Origin of the sequence: Ephemeroptericola cinctiostellae (assembly GCF_003339525.1) — a bacterium.
GTDB lineage: Bacteria > Pseudomonadota > Gammaproteobacteria > Burkholderiales > Burkholderiaceae > Hydromonas > Hydromonas cinctiostellae.
Map to the genome: position 1 here is coordinate 867,807 of NZ_CP031124.1, position 14,890 is coordinate 882,696.

The window sequence follows — 14,890 nt, forward strand, 5'->3', positions numbered from 1 at the left end:
TAAGAAAGTTAAGGCCATCATGGAAAAGTAAGCACCTTCTTTTCCCCTGTTTTAAGTTGAATATTCCATCAGGCCGCCCAACAGGAGTTAAGCAAAATCTAAAGAGGGGGGCGCACCGTTGTTCGTCCTTTGCCCTTTTGTCAAAGTGTTTAAAAAGCCTGTTGTCTGTTTAATAATTTATGCAAAAGCCCATTCCAAGCCATTCCGTTGTTGCTGAATGCAAAGTCAATTTACAAAGTAAATCCCCTGCTCGGTGACTTATCGAAGCATGTGGTTGTTTAGTGTTTTGAGCGGAGCCCGTCAAATTAAGGAAAGCCAAGGCGAATCTAAACATCAGCGTCTGATTGTGTGCAAGCTTCATTACATGATGCATCGGTCAGCATTGTTTTTTATTTTGGCGCCCAGTTAAACACCGATTGCCAGAAGTCACAAATATAATCTGCTTCGATCGGTTGACCGCCTAAAAAACACCATGCATGTTGAAGGGCTTCCAGCCCATGCAGGGCATTCAGTGCGGGGGCTTGATCGCGCTTGCTGAGTTTGTCGCCATCGGGGTTGAGCAGCAAAGGGATGTGGTTGTAATGGGGGGGCGGTATGTTGAGTGCCCGTTGCAAGGCAATTTGTCGAGCAGTGGAGTCGAGCAAGTCTTCGCCGCGTACGATGTGGGTCACGCCTTGAGCCGCGTCATCGACGACCACTGCGAGTTGGTAGGTCCAATCACCATCCTCTGGGGTGTGCTGAGGGGCGCCTTGAGGGAGGCTGGCGCGTTTGAGCGCGAAATCCCCGACACTGTGTTCAAGGTTGTCGACGTGCATAATGCCATTTTCATCTTGCCAAATGAGTGGTTCATCGTGCACGCGAAATCGCCATGAGCGAATCGGTGCGTGGGTGTTGATGCCTTTTCGGCATGTGCCAGCGTAGGCTGGCGTTTGGGCGTTGCGTGCATCCATGCGGGTGCGTGAATCGGCGATGTCACGCCGTGTGCAGGTGCAGGGGTAGGTGTGTCGATGGTTGCTCAACATGTCAAAGGCCGCTTGATAGGCATCATGCCGTTGGCTTTGCCACATCACGTTGGCATCAAATTCAAATCCAAGTTCGCGCAACACTGTCAGTTGTGCTTCGCCGTACGCAGCGGTGCAGCGTGATTGATCCACATCCTCCATGCGCACCAACCACTCGCCGCCATGCCAGTGTGCGTGGATGTAGGAGGCCAGTGCCGCGATCAAAGAGCCTTGGTGCAACAAGCCAGAAGGTGAGGGGGCGAATCGGCCCTTGTAAGGCGGGCGGTTTGGTGTCGACTTGAAACGTTTAGCAGCCAGCCATGCGCATGCCAGCCAACTGTCGGGGCGCAGTGGCTGGGGTAAATGTGGATGGTTGATTGATTTGTGCATGGGGTGGGCTGGGTTTTAGTACAATGACGCATTATTTTAAACCAATCGAAAAAAGCGAACTTTGACTTTTTCGAAAGAAAAGCACACATGCCCCAGCCGTCTTTTGTCCACCTCCGTTTGCACTCCGAGTTTTCAGTCCAAGATGGCATCACGCGCATCAAAGATGCGGTTAAGCTTGCTGCTGCCGATCAGCAAGGTGCGCTTGCGCTGACCGATTTGGGCAACACCTTTGGTCTGATTAAATTTTATAAAGCGGCACAAGGCGCGGGTGTCAAGCCCATCATGGGGGCGGATATTTGGTTGACCAATGTGGATGACTTGGCGCAGCCGTACCGCATGTTGTTGCTGGTCAAGAATCGTGCGGGTTATTTGCGCTTGTGCGATTTACTCAGCCAAGCCTACTTGCAATCCGATCGTTTGACGCATGGGCAAATCCATCCCGATTGGTTGACCCAGCATCCAGAGCTCAATGTGGGTTTGATTGCATTGTCGGGGGCGCATGGGGGCGATGTGGGGCAAGCTTTGCTTAAAGGCAATGTGCCACAAGCGATTGAGCGCGTCAGCCAATGGCGCACTGCTTTTAATCACCAGTATTACATTGAAGTGCAGCGCCTCGACACCAATGACTCCACCCAACATACCCTGCTTGCGGCTGAGTTGGCGACGGTCACGCACACGCCTTTGGTGGCGACCCATGCGGTGCAGTTCCTTAAGCCCGAAGACCACCGTGCGCATGAGGCGCGCGTGTGCATCTCACAAGGTGAAATTCTGTCTAATCCACGCCGCCAAGCAGCGTTTTCACCGTGTCAATATTTAATGACGCAGGCGGAGATGGTGGAGCGGTTTGCCGATTTACCGAGCGCGGTGGCGAACAGCATTGCGATTGCCAAGCAATGCAACCTCTTGTTGGATTTGGGTAAGCCGCAGCTGCCCGATTTCCCAACGCCGAATGGCGAAACGATTGACGATTACACCCGTATTTTATCGCATGAAGGCCTGAATGAACGGCTCATCAAGTTGTATCCCGATGAGGATAAACGCGCTGAAGTGCGGCAAAAATATGTTGAGCGTTTGGACATTGAGCTCAACACCATCATTCAAATGGGCTTCCCTGGTTATTTCTTGATTGTGGCGGATTTCATCACGTGGGCGAAAGAAAATGATGTGCCCGTGGGGCCGGGACGGGGTTCGGGTGCGGGTTCGTTGGTGGCGTATGCATTAAAAATCACCGATTTGGATCCACTGGCTTATGACTTGCTGTTTGAACGGTTTTTGAATCCAGAGCGGGTGTCCATGCCCGACTTTGACATTGATTTTTGTCAAGATGGCCGCGATTCGGTAATTCAATACGTGAAGGATAAATACGGTCACGACGCTGTGTCGCAGATCGCCACATTTGGTACGCTCGGTGCGAAGGCGGTGGTGCGTGACGTGGGGCGTGTGCTGGACATGCCGTACAACTATTGCGACAGCTTGTCGAAATTGATCCCACACGACCCAACCGATCCGTGGACCTTGGAACGCACACTCAAGGACGAACCTGCTTTTAAAGAACGTTTTGAAACTGAAGAAGAGGCGCAAGAGATCATCGCGCTGTCGCAACCACTCGAAGGTTTAACGCGCAACATTGGTATGCATGCGGGTGGCGTGTTGATTGCACCCGGTAAACTCACTGATTTTTGTCCCATTTATTGCGCGGCAGGCACCAATTCGGTGGTCAGTCAGTACGATAAAAATGACGTGGAAGCGGTTGGTCTGGTTAAGTTTGACTTTTTGGGCTTGCGCAACTTGACCATTTTAAAATTGGCGGTGAAATACCTCAAAATGCTGCACCCGGATATGGCACATTTTGTACTGGAAGATTTGCCGCTGGACGACCCCAAAGTGTTTCAAATTTTCACGGATGGCAACACCACGGCGGTGTTTCAATCGGAGTCGCGCGGTGCGAAAGATTTGGAGAAAAAGCTCAAGCCAGACAGCTTTGAGGACATCATTGCCCTGATGGCATTGAATCGACCCGGGCCGCTGGGTTCGGGCATGGTGGATGACTTCATCCAGCGCAAAAACGAACAGAAAAAAATTGGTCGCGGTAAAGATGAGTGGTATTTTCACCCTGATTTGAAAGGCACATTGCAATCGACCTTCGGTGTGATGGTGTACCAAGAGCAGGTGATGTTGGTTGCGCAGTTGTTGGGCGGCTACTCGCTGGGTGGTGCGGATTTGCTGCGACGCGCGATGGGTAAAAAAGATGCGGCAGAAATGGCGCGTCAACGCGATGTGTTTGCCAAAGGTGCCGAAGTGCATGGGGTTAAGGTTGAAGTGGCGACCGAGCTGTTCAACCTGATGGAAAAATTTGCGGATTATGGTTTTAATAAATCCCACTCTGCGGCGTATGCCTTGATCGCTTATCAGACCGCGTGGTTCAAAGCGTATTATCCAGCGGAATTCATGGCCGCCACCATGTCATCGGATATGGATGACACCGATAAAATGCAGGTCTTTTACGAAGACAGCGTCGGCTTGAACCGCCTCATCATCCTACCGCCTGACATCAATCAATCTTTTTATGCGTTCATGCCGACCGATGCACGTCACATCCGCTATGGTTTGGGCGCGATCAAAGGCGCAGGACAGGCGGCGATTGAAGCCATCGTGGCGGAGCGTCAAGCCAATGGTGCTTTTGCCAGTTTCTTTGATTTTTGTTTGCGGGTGGAAAAACAGTTTATCAATCGCCGTACGCTGGAGGCTTTGATTAAAGCAGGGGCTTTTGACAGCCTGCACGACAACCGCGCCAGCGTCTTGGCCAGCTTGGAGCACGCGATTGAAGCGGCGTTGCACACCGAGCAAAACAAACACCAAAACAGCTTGTTTGATGACACGCAAACCTTTGATGAGCAATGGCAAGAACAATTGGCACAAGTGCCCGCATGGACTTTGCGTGAAAAATTATCCAATGAGAAAAATGCGCTCGGTTTCTATGTCAGTGGCCATTTGTTTGATGAGTGCGCCGCTGAAGTCAATCAAGTGGTTAAACTGCGTTTAAAAGATGTGTCGCCGCAGCGCGAAACGGTGCTGATTGCAGGCATCATCGTCGCAGTGCGCACCATGTTCACCAAGCGCGGCAAAATGATGTTTGTCACCTTGGATGACAAAACCGATCGGCTTGAAGTGTCGGTGTTCAATGAGGTGTTCGAGCGTTATTCATCATTGCTCAAAGAGGATCACCTCGTGATGATGCAAGTGAAGGTCTCGAAAGACGATTACAGCGGGGGTGTGCGCATTGTTGCTGATCGTGTGATGGATTTGGCACGGGCACGCGCATCGCAAGCCAGTCAATTGATCATTCACCTTGACATGCGTGACCACGTGCTGGATGTGACAGGGTTTAAAGCCTTATTGCGCCAGCAGGTTGATGAAGAGGGGTTGGGTGTGACCGTTCACGCCCAAATCAAAGGCGCATGCGCAGACATTAAGCTGGGCATGGATTGGCGGGTCGTGCCAAGCGATGATTTGCTCGCAAGTTTGCGTCGATTGCCTGCGGTGAGTTTAGTTGAAATGGTTTGAGCGGGTGGGTGAAAGAAAACCTCTTTTTATATGTTTTAAAATGGTTTTTTTGTCAGAAAGCCTTGTCAAAAAAATACAAAAAAATAAATAAATTTAAAGGTTTGAAAGCGCATTGCTTTTAGAATTTCCCTGTTTTTAGTCAAATGTTGATTTGAATGTGCGTGAATGTCATTTGGAACACATCACATGACCGCTGTACTTTACAAAGTGAATATCATGTTTAAATCGTTGTTGAAGTTTTTTAGTGCAGAAGACAATAAGAATTTTGCACGCTTGTTGAGTTACGCCACGCAACATAAGATGCGTTTGGTGTATGCCATGCTGGCGACCGTCGGCGTTGCAGGCAGTGAGGCGTTGTTGGCGATGTTCATGCAGCCTTTGATTGACGTGGGTTTTAGCAGCAGCACTACAAAAATCAGTTCAAGTGCGGCGGGTGCGTTCACCCATTTGTCGCAGTCGGTTTGGCTGTCGCCCAATAAAGTGTGGCTTGTGCCTGCATTGTTGGTGTTGATGTTTGTCGTGCGCGGCGCGTGCCGCTTCATCAGTGGTTATCAATTGTCATGGGTGGCCGCGCAGGTGTTGTCCGAGTTGCGCTCAAAAATGTTTGGCAACATGCTGTTGCTGCCTTCGCGTTATCAGCAACAGCATCCCGGTGCGCACGTCATCAGCAAGTTTCTGTTGGATGCCAACAATGCCATGAGTTTGGCGAGTGATGTGTTCATCGTGTTGACGCGCGACAGTTTGACTGTGATCGCTTTGGTGGGGATTTTATTGTATTTGAATTGGCAGTTGGCGTTGGTGGTGTTGTTGACATTCCCAATGTTGGCGTTGTTGACCCAGTATTACCGTAAAAAACTACGTGTGTTGAATGTCCATGCCCGTGATTTGAACCAAGATTTGGCGCATGTGTTGCAAGAAACCTATGATGGCCATAAAGTGGTGAAGTTGTTTGGTGGGCAAACCCATGCGAAAACACAGTTCGATGGCGTGAATTCAAAGATTTTATATTATGCCAAACGTTTGGCACGTGCTTCATCGGCCAAATCGCCGATCAGTGAATTGATTGCCTCGCTGGCGTTGGCTGTGGTGATTTTTGTCGCCTTGTGGCAAAGCCAACAAGGCACAACCACGGTGGGTGGCTTCATTGCATTCATCATTGCCATGTTGCAAATGATGAGCCCGCTCAAAAGTTTGTCCAATGTCAGTGTGCCCATGCAGAAAATGTTGGTCTCTGCGGACAGCGTATTTGGTTTGATCGATGAACCATCTGAAAACAACTCAGGCACGCAAACCATTCAGCGCGCGCGCGGCGATTTGAAATTTGACCACATTGATTTATTGTACGCAGACCAAAAACAAAAAGCTTTGGATGATTTTACTTTGCACATCAAAGCAGGTGAAAAACTGGCTCTGGTGGGGCGTTCGGGCAGCGGTAAAACCTCGTTGATTAACATGCTGCCGCGCTTCATCGATGCATCGGCTGGGCGCATCAGTTTGGATGGCGTGCCATTGGAATCGTTGGAGTTGAATAACTTGCGTCAGCACATCGCTTTGGTGTCGCAGGACGTGATTTTATTCAATGACACTTTGTACAACAACATCGCTTATGGTGCGCCCGCTGCGAGCGATGAGCAGATTAAAAATGCTTTACGTGCTGCGAATTTGTGGGAGTTTGTTGAGCAGCAACCAGAAGGTTGGCACATGAACATTGGCAACAACGGAAATAAGTTGTCGGGTGGCCAACGCCAGCGGGTATCAATTGCCCGTGCGATTTTGAAAGATGCGCCGATTTTGATTTTGGATGAAGCCACCAGCGCACTCGACAATGAGTCTGAGCGTTTGGTGCAGCAGGCTTTGGATCGCCTCATGCAAAACCGCACCAGCATCATGATTGCCCACCGTTTATCGACCGTTGAAAAAGCCGATCGCATCGTTGTGATGGCGCATGGGCGCATCGTTGAGGTGGGCACGCACTCTGAGCTGCTGGCACAACAAGGGGCGTATGCACAGTTGAGCACACAGCCGAGTATGTGACCTGTGCAATGACCGTTGTGCTGTTGAGTTACAAATAAATACAATAAAAAAGGGAGAAACATGCAAACATGGGCGCATATGAACCGTTACGATCGCATCATTGCCTTTGTGTTTTTGAGCATCCCACTGATTCCAGCAGGGGGCGAAGCGGCTTTGGCTGTTTTGGGTCTGTTTGGCATGTATGTGTTTTTTAAAAGCCCCCGTGCATTTAAAAAAGAATTGTCTTGGACTCGCCGTGATCAATTGATTTTTTTAGCATTGTCTTCGGTGTTTATCCTCAAATTGCTGTCGGTTATGTGGGCAGACAATCCGACCAGGGCAATCAAAAATGTACTGAACAATGTACATTTTTTAGGTTGGCCTTTTTTGCTCTGGGTGTTCATGCGCGCCTCCCAGCCCTTACAGTCATTGACTCGCGGGGTGGCTTGCGGCGCGCTGGCTGCTGCTGTGTGGGGCTGTATGTGGGTGTTGCTGCGAATCGTGCGTGGCGATTTGATGACCACAGTTGAGCCTTTTGAAGCAGGCAGTCAGAATGCCGGTGTGTTTGCCCACATTGTGTGCGTGTATGGTTTGTGGTTGTTGTATGCGTGGTTGAACTTCAAGGTCGATGTTCAAACAAAACGTGCATTGGGTATGGCTTTTTTTGCCGCATTGATTGCATTGCTGTGTTCTTCTCGTCGAATTCAGTTGGTCATCATGGTGGCTTTAGCCAGCTTGGTTGTATTGATGCACATGAAGAAAAATTTAAATCTCCGTGCGTTTGTGTCGATTGCGGGGCTGAGTGGTGTGGTGTTGGCCTTGGTGGTGGTGTGGATGGCACCCAAATATGAGCAAGCTTATGTTGAAGCAACAACTTTTGTAAACGATCCAAACCCTCATGGTGAGGCGATTCAATCCTCCATTGGCAATCGCTTGGAATACTATCACATCGCCTCATCGGCGATTCAGGCTCAACCTGTTCTGGGTTACGGTGCGGGCACCAAACCACAGCAGCTTGAGCGCTTTTCGCATGATCCTGCGTCGTTGTCTCATTTTAACCATTTCCACAATCAATATTTTCAAACATTGGTTGAGGTCGGTGTTTTAGGCAGTCTGTTGGCTGTTTGGGCACTGCTTTTTTTGTGGCGTGAGCAGGTGTGGCGCGTGTATGCTCAAAGCCCTCATGTGGCTGTGTTTTTTGCCCTGATTTTTTCTGTGTACATGCTGACTGGGTTGTTTAGCATTGCATTGTCACAAGGGTTGCTGAATTCATTTTTTATTCTTTCTAGTGCTGTATTGTGGGCGGAAACCCGTAAAACTTTGTAAAGGCATCTTCATGACAGCAGTAAAACATAAGCACACGATGTTTCAACAGTACGAACAGGTGGCATTGGTGCTGCAAGGTGGGGGTGCGCTGGGTTCTTATCAGGCGGGTGCCATTGAAGGTTTGATGAACGCAGGGGTGGAGCCCGATTGGGTGGCGGGCATTTCGATTGGTGCGCTCAATACGGCCATCATCGCGGGCAATCCACCTGAGCGGCGCATCGAAGCATTGAAAGCCTTTTGGGATACCATTTGCACGCCGAATTATACGGCTTCACTGATGGCACCGATGAGCGCATGGGTCAATTCGATCAATGACATGACGCGTGGTGCATTGAGTGCATTTGAAGCCTCACGTACGATGTTTGAAGGTCAAAAAGGATTTTTCAGTTCACGTTTTCCTTTACCCATGTTGACCAATATGGCTTATAAACCCGATGAAATCAGCTATTACACCACATCGGCATTGCGTGATACGTTGTTGAAATATGCAGATTTTGATTTGATCAATACGGGTGACATGCGTGTTTCAGTGGGGGCGGTGAATGTGGGGACAGGGAATTTTGTTTATTTTGACAACCGCGAGATGACCTTGACACCCGAACATTTTATGGCCAGTGGTGCTTTGCCGCCAGGGTTTCCAGCTGTTGAAATTGAAGGTGAATATTATTGGGATGGTGGCTTGGTGTCCAATACGCCATTGTCACGCATCACCGATGATTTGGGGCATAAAGACACGCTGGTGTTTCAAGTGGATTTGTGGCGCTCACATGGGGCGTTGCCACAAAGTTTTTTGGACATCAGCGAACGCACCAAAGACATCCAGTTCTCGAGTCGCACACGCATGGTCACCGATGTTTTGCGTACCCGCCAATACAATCGCCGTTTGATTGATGAGCTGTTGAAAAAAGTGCCCGCAAGTGAGCACGATGTGTTTTGCGAAGAAGCAAAAAAAATGCTGGCGAATGATGGGCGTGTCAACATCATCCATTTGATTTACCAAGATAAATCGTTTGAAGGCAGCTATAAAGACTTTGAGTTCAGCCATGCGACCATGCATGAGCACTGGCGCAGTGGCTTGGCAGACATCAAGAAAACATTTGCCCGACCCGAGTTTTTTGTGTTACCTGACGAAAACATCGGATTTGCGACCCACGATGTGCATCGTGTCCCAAGCGCATGAGGCACAGGTGCTTGACCAATGAAAAACCCCATCAACATAGGATGGGGTTGCGGCGCGCAATGTGATCAACTCAGTGGTTGAAATTAAATGTCATGGTGGCTGGGTGAAACAATCATTGACCAGCCATCCATTGTGGGTTGTGTGAAAACAGTTTATTCACGTTTCGCATGCGGTGTTCCAGATCATACAGGTCAACCGCAGCATTTAAATAATCCTGTTGTTGGCGGTCGATGATTTCATCGTTGCTCATCCAAAACAGGTTCCAGTTTTGTCTCAACGCTGTCAATATGTGTTTGACAGTCAATGTTGCGTGATTCAAAGTAAGTGCATTCATGGTGAATTCCTTTATTTTTGATCATTATTGCTGCGTTGCAATATGATTATACTTTAAAGCCACCTTTGCTGCTGTTGTTGCGTTATTTTTGGGTTGATTTATAAGAGATTTGTTGTTTTGTTGCATTGCGGCATTTATCTTGAGCTGGATGTTGGTGGTTGGTTCTGGCGCAATAATATGGCGATGGACATGAGACCCAATGCTGCCATAACCATGCCCACCAGTTGAGGTGATGCATAGCTGTAGCCCATCACCAAAGGCAAACCGCCCAGAAATGCGCCGAGTGCATTACCAATGTTGAAGCACGCTTGTAAAGCTGCGGAAGCCAATGTTTCGGCGCCTTTTGCTGTTTGAATCATGAGCATTTGAATCGGTGCTGACAGCATCATCACCAAAGCGCCCGTGATCAATGTGGAAATCAGCATGGCAGCGCGGTATTCAGCCAAAAGATAAGCGGACAGCAGCGAAACCATCATGCCCGCAAGGAATAGGGCGCACAACTTGGCATGGGGGTAATGATCCGCCAGCTTGCCGCCGATGAGGTTGCCGATGCACATGCCTGCACCCGCCAAAGCCATGATGTAAGGCACGTTCGAAGGTGAAAATCCCGACTCTTCGGTCAACAAGGGGGCAATGTAGCTGTACCAGCAGAAAAAACCACCCGTGCCAATGGCGGTGGCCCACATGATGAGCCATGCTTCTTTTCGACAGAAAAAACCAAGCTGCGTGCGCAGGTTGTGCGGATTGTCTTTGGGTAAAAACGGCATCCATAAACGCAAACTTAACCACGTCAATGCGCCTGTGGCTGCGACCAAGATAAACGCATAGCGCCATGACACGTTATGTCCTAAGAATGTACCCAAAGGGACACCCAACAGGTTGGCCAAAGTCAAGCCAAGGTACATCATGCTCATGGCTTGTGCTTCTTTGCCTTTATCGGCTAAACGTTGCGCAACCACAGCCCCAACGCCAAAGAATGCCCCGTGCGGCAAGCCTGACAAAAAACGAAACAAAAACAAACTGTTGTAATCGGGGGCGATAATACACAAACCATTGAACACCGTAAACATCAACATCAAAGCCATTAGAATGGTTTTTGGTGTAAAACGATGGGCTGTCATCACCAACAATGGTGCACCCACAACCACGCCCAAGGCGTATGCAGAAATCAAATGACCCGCTTGCGGGATGGAGATGCCCAAACTGTGGGCAATGTCAGGCAAAATGCCCATCATGACGAACTCAGTGGTGCCAATGCCGAAGCCGCCCAGCATAAGGGCTAATAGACTTTTTTTCATGGGTGATGTTCCAATGGGTCGTTTGGGTTTTGGATTGTATGAATCACATGGTGATGGGGGTTGTAAAATAAGTCTACTGGCTAAGTTCAAAAAAGTGCACATGACGGCAGAAACATGCGTCACCCATAAAAAAGTACCGCCCATCAAGAGCGGTACTTTTTCCGATGTGTGTCCATTTTAAACTGAAAATGGACAATCGCATGGGTTAAAACAGCGGTGGTTTTTCTTGCGGTGACGATTCACGTACGGGCGCAACACTCGGTGTAGACACTTCTTTGACCGGCTCTACGAAAGCGGGTGTTGGCGCAACGACTGCTGTTGGTGCTTCGGCCGGTGGTTCGGCGGCTTCTGGCGTTTCGGTTAAATGCTTCGGTGGACGAGGTGTCAAATCAGCCATGATGTCTTTGACCTGATCCGCATCAATGGTTTCCCATTCCATCAAAGCCGCAGTCATGGCTTCAACTTTGCTTGAGTGGGCGCGCAGCATCGACAATGCCAATGCATACTGCTCATCCAAAATGCGGCGAATCTCTGCATCAACCCGTTGTTGAGTGGCTTCTGAAACGACCCGATTAAAGCTCATGTTGCCTGAGCTGTCATTTTCAACATACACCATGGGGCCGAGTGCATCGGTCATGCCAAATTTAGCCACCATGTCGCGTGCCAATGCGGTTGCACGCTCAAAGTCATTCGATGCCCCCGTGCTGCGGGCATGTAAAAAGACCTCTTCAGCGGCGCGACCACCGAACAAAATCGTGATCTCATCCAAGATGTTGTTGGCGTATTTTGAATATTTGTCATGTTCGGGCAGTTGCCAAGTCACACCCAAAGCCCAGCCGCGTGGCATGATGGTGACTTTATGCACTGGATCGGCATTTGGCAATAAACCAGCCACCACTGCGTGACCTGACTCGTGGTAGGCTGTGGCACGGCGTTCTTCTTCACGCATCACCGTTGAGCGACGTTCAGGTCCCATGTAGAGTTTGTCTTTGGCATCTTCAAAATCCTTCATGTCCACCAAGCGTTTGTTGCGACGTGCGGCGAACAATGCGGACTCGTTGACCAAATTCGCCAAATCAGCACCCGAAAATCCAGGGGTACCACGGGCCAAAACAGCAGCATCAACGTCTTTGGCCACAGGCACTTTGCGCATGTGCACTTGCAGAATTTGCTCACGGCCGCGAATGTCTGGCAGGCCAACATAGACTTGGCGATCAAAACGACCAGGGCGCAACAAAGCCTTATCGAGCACATCCGCACGGTTGGTTGCTGCGATCACAATCACCCCTGAGTTGCCTTCAAAACCGTCCATTTCAACCAGTAACTGGTTCAACGTTTGTTCGCGCTCATCGTTACCACCGCCCGTGCCTGAGCCGCGATGGCGACCCACGGCATCGATTTCATCGACAAAGATGATGCACGGTGCTTGTTTTTTTGCTTGCTCAAACATGTCACGCACACGAGATGCGCCCACGCCGACGAACATTTCGACGAAATCAGAACCTGAAACACTGAAGAAAGGCACGCGCGCTTCACCTGCAATCGCTTTGGCGAGCAGTGTTTTGCCCGTACCTGGAGGGCCGACAAGCAGAACCCCGTGTGGAATTGAGCCACCCAGTTTTTGAAATTTTTGCGGATCCTTAAGGAAGTCGACCACTTCTTTGACTTCTTCTTTCGCCTCATCACAACCCGCAACGTCCATGAAGGTTACGCTTTTTGCTGAGTCGTCTTGCAAGCGTGCGCGTGACTTACCGACCGACATCACACCGTTTTTTCCACCTTGCATTTGACGCATCATGAAGAACAGCACGCCCCCAATGAGCAGTAAAGGCAAAATCGACAGGAACAGCTGTGACATGAAGCTTTGACCTTCTTCGGCCTTGGCGATCACTTTCACATTTGCAGCCATCAGGTTTTTCACCATATCGGAGTCGCGTGGCGCAGTCAAAGTGTAGTTTGCACCTTCAACGGGTGACACGGTCAGGTCTGCACCGCGAATTTCGACTTGCTTGATTTTGCCCGCTTGCGCTGAAGTCATGAATTCACTGTAGCTGACTTCAGGCACTTTGGTGTGACGGGTCGTGTCAACGCCTTGGTAAATGCTGTAAACCAGCATCAGCCCCAAAACCCAAAACATCATGCGGGTCAGGTTGTTATTTTTCAATTGACACTCCTTAGATATCATTCAGACACGCCGTGCAACGTGTTTGACTTAAAAGAAACGGGGTAAACGTTAATGTTTTATTGTAAAACAAACTGTAAGGCTCTGTTTATTGGCCCTTACATTTTGCTGAGCAAAGGCCATTTTATTTCAAACCACGACCCAAAATGAAAATTTCGGATGATTTGTCGCGTGACGCCTTGGGTTTACGTGTGCGCACTTCTTTGAATGTTAAACGAAACTGTTTCATCATTTCATCAAAGCCAGCACCGTGAAAACATTTCACCAACAATGCACCATTTTTTTGTAAGTGCGATTGCGCAAATTCCAATGCCAGCTCACACACATGGATGATGCGCGCGGCATCCACCGAGGCGATACCACTTAAGTTGGGGGCCATATCGGATAAAACAAGGTCTACGGGTGAAGCACCGAGCGTTTGTGCCAAGCGATCCAGTACATCGTCTTCGCGGAAGTCACCCTGAATGAACTCAACACCTGCGATCGGATCCATTTCAAGCAAATCCAATGCGATGATGCGCCCATTCAAATCACCGCTTTTGGTGATTTTTTCGCGCACCACTTGTGACCAACTGCCCGGCGTTGAACCCAAATCCACCACCACCATGCCCGGGCGGATGAGTTTATCTTCTTCGTCGATTTCTTTGAGTTTATACGCGGCCCGTGCACGATAACCTTCGCGTTGCGCCAGTTTGACGTAAGGGTCGTTGATATGCTGATGCATCCAAGCTTGATTGAATTTATTTTTTTTCATGAATACCGTCAGTGGCGATTCCCTAAAACACCAGCAAAAACAATGACTTTAAGGGATAATGCCACAATTGCCTAAAAAACTAGGCGTTAATGTAAATTTACCAGAATCATTCATCTCAATTTAAGTACAAAAAGACGAAATAACCATGCCTATTTTACCCCTATCTTCCGCTCAACGCTCAAGTTTACGCGCTCAAGCACATGATTTGGCACCTGTTGTCATGATTGGCGACGCGGGTTTGACCGAAGGCGTGATGAAAGAAGCCGAGCACGCATTGTCAGCACATCAGTTGATTAAGATCCGTGTGTTTGCCGATGAAAAAGAAGTGCGTGCCGATTACATGAATCAACTGTGCGAACAGTTGGGCGCGTCACCTGTGCAAATGATTGGCAAATTGTTGGTCATCTATCGCCCAGAATCAGCTGCACCGAAGAAAAAGACTTTTGCACAATCGATGCAACAAGATCAAGATGGCTTCAAAGGCCAAGCACCACGCCGCGTCACTGTGATGAAGGCACCTGCGAATCCAGCACATCGCCCACGCGCCAAGCAAATGACCATCAAAGGCAATGAACGTGTGACGTCCGGTGGCATTGTTAAGCGGGGCAAGAAAATTACGGTCAGCAGTAAAAAGAAAATGGGTTGATTGCTCATTTGCCATTAAAAAACGCGCCATGGGCGCGTTTTTTAATGGCTCACACAAAAGGTGACGCATCGATTTTTAAAGGTGGTTGCGTTGTTTCAATTTTATTTATGTTTTTTAGCTGATATGACTGTGCTGTAAGGTGGTTGCCGTTATGCTTGCACTGCATTGGGGCATCTCTTTGTGTGGACATAATGGTACCGCT

10 protein-coding genes are annotated in these 14,890 nt (G+C 49.2%); 5 read left to right on the forward strand and 5 right to left on the reverse strand.

Annotation, left to right across the window (positions count from 1 at the left end):
• Positions 1-389 precede the first annotated feature (389 nt).
• Positions 390-1,391, reverse strand: coding sequence for a tRNA glutamyl-Q(34) synthetase GluQRS (gluQRS, locus tag DTO96_RS04105; RefSeq protein ID WP_114562340.1), 1,002 nt, complete (start codon positions 1,389-1,391; stop codon positions 390-392).
• Positions 1,392-1,478: 87 nt separating this feature from the next.
• Between gluQRS and dnaE the strand changes: the two genes are divergently transcribed.
• The 4 genes from dnaE to DTO96_RS04125 all read left to right on the forward strand — a co-directional run bounded on the left by dnaE (position 1,479) and on the right by DTO96_RS04125 (position 9,474).
• Positions 1,479-4,955 carry a DNA polymerase III subunit alpha gene (gene dnaE, locus DTO96_RS04110; protein WP_114562341.1) on the forward strand — a complete coding sequence of 1,159 codons (3,477 nt, stop codon included), beginning with the start codon at positions 1,479-1,481 and terminating at the stop codon, positions 4,953-4,955.
• A gap of 186 nt (positions 4,956-5,141) precedes the next feature.
• On the forward strand, positions 5,142-6,989 hold the full coding sequence (gene msbA, locus DTO96_RS04115) for a lipid A export permease/ATP-binding protein MsbA (protein ID WP_225972556.1): 1,848 nt from the start codon (positions 5,142-5,144) through the stop codon (positions 6,987-6,989).
• Positions 6,990-7,049: 60 nt separating this feature from the next.
• A complete protein-coding gene (locus DTO96_RS04120; RefSeq protein WP_114562342.1) occupies positions 7,050-8,294 on the forward strand; it encodes an O-antigen ligase family protein in 1,245 nt (414 codons plus the stop codon).
• Positions 8,295-8,304: 10 nt separating this feature from the next.
• Positions 8,305-9,474 carry a patatin-like phospholipase family protein gene (locus DTO96_RS04125; RefSeq protein ID WP_114562343.1) on the forward strand — a complete coding sequence of 390 codons (1,170 nt, stop codon included), beginning with the start codon at positions 8,305-8,307 and terminating at the stop codon, positions 9,472-9,474.
• 112 nt (positions 9,475-9,586) lie between these two features.
• On the opposite strand, the gene DTO96_RS04130 is transcribed toward DTO96_RS04125, so the two are convergent.
• From DTO96_RS04130 to DTO96_RS04150, 4 genes are all read right to left on the reverse strand, one after another.
• On the reverse strand, positions 9,587-9,808 hold the full coding sequence (locus DTO96_RS04130) for a DUF3563 family protein (RefSeq protein WP_114562344.1): 222 nt from the start codon (positions 9,806-9,808) through the stop codon (positions 9,587-9,589).
• Between the two features lie 134 nt (positions 9,809-9,942).
• On the reverse strand, positions 9,943-11,106 hold the full coding sequence (locus tag DTO96_RS04135; RefSeq protein ID WP_114562345.1) for an MFS transporter: 1,164 nt from the start codon (positions 11,104-11,106) through the stop codon (positions 9,943-9,945).
• Positions 11,107-11,311: 205 nt separating this feature from the next.
• Positions 11,312-13,270, reverse strand: coding sequence for an ATP-dependent zinc metalloprotease FtsH (ftsH, locus tag DTO96_RS04145; RefSeq protein WP_373277809.1), 1,959 nt, complete (start codon positions 13,268-13,270; stop codon positions 11,312-11,314).
• Between the two features lie 142 nt (positions 13,271-13,412).
• The gene (locus tag DTO96_RS04150; protein ID WP_114562347.1) at positions 13,413-14,042 is read right to left on the reverse strand and encodes an RlmE family RNA methyltransferase; all 630 of its coding nucleotides are present in this window, start codon (positions 14,040-14,042) and stop codon (positions 13,413-13,415) included.
• Positions 14,043-14,187: 145 nt separating this feature from the next.
• On the opposite strand from DTO96_RS04150, the gene DTO96_RS04155 reads away from it, so the two are divergent.
• On the forward strand, positions 14,188-14,688 hold the full coding sequence (locus DTO96_RS04155; RefSeq protein ID WP_114562348.1) for a YhbY family RNA-binding protein: 501 nt from the start codon (positions 14,188-14,190) through the stop codon (positions 14,686-14,688).
• Positions 14,689-14,890 lie beyond the last annotated feature (202 nt).

Bases quoted from the DNA above. Each gene is read 5' to 3' on its own strand.
- gluQRS (WP_114562340.1), bottom strand. From the start codon at position 1,391: ATGCACAAATCAATCAACCATCCACATTTACCCCAGCCACTGCGCCCC.
- dnaE (WP_114562341.1), top strand. From the start codon at position 1,479: ATGCCCCAGCCGTCTTTTGTCCACCTCCGTTTGCACTCCGAGTTTTCA.
- msbA (WP_225972556.1), top strand. From the start codon at position 5,142: ATGACCGCTGTACTTTACAAAGTGAATATCATGTTTAAATCGTTGTTG.
- DTO96_RS04120 (WP_114562342.1), top strand. From the start codon at position 7,050: ATGCAAACATGGGCGCATATGAACCGTTACGATCGCATCATTGCCTTT.
- DTO96_RS04125 (WP_114562343.1), top strand. From the start codon at position 8,305: ATGACAGCAGTAAAACATAAGCACACGATGTTTCAACAGTACGAACAG.
- DTO96_RS04130 (WP_114562344.1), bottom strand. From the start codon at position 9,808: ATGAATGCACTTACTTTGAATCACGCAACATTGACTGTCAAACACATA.
- DTO96_RS04135 (WP_114562345.1), bottom strand. From the start codon at position 11,106: ATGAAAAAAAGTCTATTAGCCCTTATGCTGGGCGGCTTCGGCATTGGC.
- DTO96_RS04150 (WP_114562347.1), bottom strand. From the start codon at position 14,042: ATGAAAAAAAATAAATTCAATCAAGCTTGGATGCATCAGCATATCAAC.
- DTO96_RS04155 (WP_114562348.1), top strand. From the start codon at position 14,188: ATGCCTATTTTACCCCTATCTTCCGCTCAACGCTCAAGTTTACGCGCT.